At 70.3% G+C, this 3396-nt stretch carries 4 protein-coding genes; 3 read left to right on the forward strand and 1 reads right to left on the reverse strand.

The window, feature by feature from the left end:
* From B8460_RS16055 to B8460_RS16065, 3 genes are all read left to right on the forward strand, one after another.
* The coding region (locus B8460_RS16055; protein ID WP_048862622.1) for an ABC transporter permease subunit at positions 1–578 on the forward strand (578 nt) is incomplete at its 5' end.
* 40 nt (positions 579–618) lie between these two features.
* Entirely contained in the window at positions 619–1821 is a 1203-nt protein-coding gene (locus B8460_RS16060; protein ID WP_048862623.1) for a pyridoxal phosphate-dependent aminotransferase, read from the forward strand.
* Positions 1822–1823: 2 nt separating this feature from the next.
* The gene (locus B8460_RS16065; protein WP_048862624.1) at positions 1824–3026 is read left to right on the forward strand and encodes a pyridoxal phosphate-dependent aminotransferase; all 1203 of its coding nucleotides are present in this window, start codon (positions 1824–1826) and stop codon (positions 3024–3026) included.
* Positions 3027–3135: 109 nt separating this feature from the next.
* Here B8460_RS16065 and B8460_RS22205 read toward each other — a convergent pair.
* Positions 3136–3396: hypothetical protein (locus B8460_RS22205; protein ID WP_158322918.1), on the reverse strand; the 261-nt coding region annotated here is incomplete at its 5' end.

Consider the following 3396-nt stretch of genomic DNA (forward strand, 5'->3'; position numbering starts at 1 on the left):
CGGCGGCGGGCCTCGTGCTGGCGCGCGGCGGCCGATTTGCGGGGCGCGCGTCCTTCGCCGGGGCGGTCGCGGTGCCGCTGGTGCTGCCGGACGTGGTGATCGGCCTGTCGCTGCTGCTGCTGTTCGTTGCCCTCGGCGTCCGGCGCGGGGCGGGGACGATCACCCTCGCGCATGCGTCCTTCGCGCTGGCCTATGTCGCGGTGGTGGTGCAGGGGCGCCTCGCCGATCTCGGCCCGGCGACGGAGGAGGCGGCGGCCGACCTTGGCGCCCGCCCGTCCGTGGTGTTCGCGACCGTCACCCTGCCGCTGCTGGCGCCCGCGCTGCTGTCCGGCTGGTTGCTGGCCTTCACCCTGTCGCTGGATGACGTCGTGGTGGCGAGCTTCGTCTCCGGCCCCGGCGCCACGACCCTGCCGATGGTGCTGTTCAGCCAGCTCCATCTGGGCGCGACGCCCGAGGTGTTCGCGCTGGCGACCGTGGTGATGGCGGTGGTCGCCGCCTGCCTGCTGGCCGCCTGGGCCGTGCCTGCCATGTGCGGCCGGACGCGACGACCCGTTGCGGCGCGGGGGGCAGGGGCGTAGCGTCCGGCCGCTTTTTTGCAACCCCCGCAGGACGCCGCCTATGTCGCTGACCGCTGCCCGCCTGAACCGCATCAGCCCCAGCCAGACCATCGCCATCTCGACCAAGGCGCGGGCGCTGAAGGCCGAGGGGCGCGACATCATCAGCCTCTCCGCCGGGGAGCCCGATTTCGACACGCCGGCCAACGTCAAGGCCGCCGCCATCCGCGCGATCGAGGCGGGCGACACGAAATACACCGACGTCGCCGGCACGCCCGCCCTGCGCCGCGCCATCGCCGACAAGTTCCGCCGCGATTCCGGCATCGACTACAAGCCGGAGGAAATCATCGTCTCGACCGGCGGCAAGCAGGTCATCTTCAACGCCATGGTGGCGACGCTGGACGCGGGCGACGAGGTGATCATCCCCTCGCCCTGCTGGGTCAGCTATCCAGACATCGTGGTGCTCGCTGACGGCAAACCGGTGATCGTCCCCTGCGGTCAGAACAACGGCTTCAAGCTGCGCGCCGAGGATCTGGAGGCGGCGATCACGCCGCGCACCAAGTGGTTCATGCTCAACAGCCCGTGCAACCCGACCGGCGCCGCCTATTCGGCCGAGGAGCTGCGCCCGATCTGCGACGTGCTGCTGCGCCACCCGGACGTGTGGGTGTTCACCGACGATATCTACGAAAAGCTGACCTATGACGGCTTCCGCCCCGCGACGATCGTGGAGGTCGAACCGCGCCTGCGCGAGCGCACCGTGACGATGAACGGCTGCTCCAAGGCCTATGCGATGACCGGCTGGCGCATCGGCTTCGCCGGCGCGCCGGTGGCGCTGATCAAGGCGATGGACAAGCTGCAGAGCCAGAGCACGTCCAACACGTCCTCCATCAGCCAGGCCGCCGCCGTGGAGGCGCTCAACGGTCCGCAGGACACGATCGACGAGATGCGCCGCGTGTACAAGGAGCGCCGCGACCTCGTCGTCGCCATGCTCAACGAGGCGCCGGGCGTCACCTGCCACAAGCCCGAGGGCGCGTTCTACGTCTTCCCCGGCATCCATGGCTGCGTCGGCAAGACGACGCCCAAGGGTGCCAGGATCACCGACGACGAGGCGTTCGTGATGGCGCTGCTCGACGAGACGGGCGTCGCCGCCGTCCACGGCGCGGCGTTCATGTATCCCGGCCATTTCCGCATCAGTTACGCGACGGATACCGCGAGCCTGCGCGAGGCCTGCACGCGTATCCAGCGCTTCTGCGCCGCCCTCGTCTGACCATGCCGGCGCTCGCCCGGCGGCTCGACCGGGTGCCGGTCGCCGCGACCATCCAGATGACGGTGCTGGCCCGCTCGCTGCGCGCGGCGGGCCACGACGTCATCTCGCTGACGATCGGCGAGCCGGACTTCGCCTCGCCCCCGCACGCGATCGCGGCGGCACACGAGGCGGCGCTGCGGGGCGAGACGAAATACGCGCCGCATGACGGCACGCCCGCGCTCAAGGACGCGATCCGGCGCAAGTTCCTGCGCGACAACGGCCTTGATTTCGCGCCCGATCAGATCGCGGTGACCAACGGCGGCAAGCAGTCGATCTTCAACGCCTTCATGGCGACGATCGACCCGGGCGACGAGGTGCTGATCCCCGCGCCGTACTGGGGCGCCTATGCGCTGATGGCGCGCTTCGCGGGCGGCGAGGCGACATACGTCTCCTGTCCGCAGAACGCCGGCTTCAAGCTCCAGCCCGAGGCGCTCGCCGCCGCCATCACGCCGCGCACGAAATGGCTGCTGCTGAACTTCCCCAACAACCCGACCGGCGCCGCCGCGTCCGCCGACGAACTCGCCGCCATCGCCGAGGTGATGCGCCGCCATCCCGATGTCTGGATCATGTCCGATGACATGTACGAGCATCTGGTGTTCGACGGCTTCCGCTTCGCCACCATGGCGCAGGTCGCCCCGGACCTGCGCGACCGCACGCTGACGATCAACGGCGTGTCCAAGACCTATGCCATGACCGGCTGGCGCATCGGCTACGCGGGCGGGCCGGCGCCGCTGATCCGCGCGATGGTCAACGTGCAGGGACAGGCGACGTCGGGCGTGTCCATGCCCGGACAGGCCGCCGCCGCCGCCGCCCTCGACGGGCCGCAAGAGCAGGTGGCGGTGCAGCGCGAGGTGTATCGCCGCCGACGCGATCTCGTGGTGGACGGCCTCAATGCCTGTCCCGGCATCCACTGCCACCGGCCGGAGGGCGCGTTCTATGTGTTCCCGAGCGTCGCGGGCTGCCTCGGTCGCACCACCGCCGGGGGGCGGCGCATCGACACCGACGAGGATTTCGCGCTGGCGCTTCTGGAAGAGGCGCATGTCGCGACCGTCGCCGGACCGGGCTTCGGCATGAGTCCATATGTACGGATTAGTACCGCCACCGGCGACGCGCTGCTCGCCGAGGCGTGCCGGCGCATCCGCGCTTTCTGCGAAGGGCTGCGCTGAGGCGTCAGCGCAACCGTCGCGCTTTCAAGGCGTTCCGACCGGACAACAGTTGGAGGTCCGGTCATGCGTGGCGTGTTTCTCTGGTTCCTCGGGATACCGATCCCGATCATCATCCTGCTGTATCTGTTTCATGTGATCTGATACGCGGCCTGGCCGTGTCGGCGGGCGTGCAGACGCGCGTCCACAGACGCAGCCACTTCCCGCCGCCGTCGCGCCGCCAGCACGTATCATCGAGCGCGGCGGCGACGGTGGCGAGCGCCGTCCGACTCGACGCATCGAGACCGAGCATCGCGACCGCCACGTGCCCCTCGTCGCGCAGCGCGGCACGCAGGCTCGCCGGGCGCGCGTCGGCGCCGACCAGCCGCACCCG

Origin of the sequence: Acidisphaera rubrifaciens HS-AP3 (assembly GCF_000964365.1) — a bacterium.
Classification (GTDB): Bacteria; Pseudomonadota; Alphaproteobacteria; order Acetobacterales; family Acetobacteraceae; genus Acidisphaera; species Acidisphaera rubrifaciens.